1 protein-coding gene is annotated in these 452 nt (G+C 51.3%); it reads left to right on the top strand.

What is annotated here, in order from left to right; genetic code table 11:
* Positions 1-452 (top strand): 23S rRNA (uracil(1939)-C(5))-methyltransferase RlmD (rlmD, locus tag NE664_13955; GenBank protein MCQ4727738.1); only part of this gene is annotated, 452 nt, incomplete at both ends.

The following is a 452-nucleotide window of genomic DNA, read 5'->3' on the forward strand; positions in this document are numbered from 1 at the left end:
GGTGTTAAATACCGCATTTCCCCGCTGTCATTTTACCAGGTAAACCCGGTGCAGACGGAGAAACTCTATTCCACGGCACTGGAATATGCGGGATTGACCGGCGGTGAGACGGTGTGGGATTTATACTGCGGGATTGGAACTATATCACTATTCCTTGCGCAGAAGGCAAAGAAGGTTTACGGTGTGGAAATCGTACCTCAGGCCATCGACGACGCCAGGGAGAATGCAAGAATTAACGGGATGGAGAACGTGGAATTCTTTGTCGGAAAAGCCGAGGAGGTGCTGCCGCGGGAGTATGAGAAGAATCAGGTATATGCCGATGTGATCGTCGTAGACCCGCCGAGAAAAGGCTGCGATGAGGTCTGTCTGGATACGATTGTTAAAATGGGCCCGAAGCGGGTGGTCTATGTGAGCTGTGATTCTGCTACGCTGGCGAGGGATATGAAGTATCT

Origin of the sequence: Anaerotignum faecicola (assembly GCA_024460105.1) — a bacterium.
Classification (GTDB): domain Bacteria; phylum Bacillota; class Clostridia; order Lachnospirales; family Anaerotignaceae; genus JANFXS01.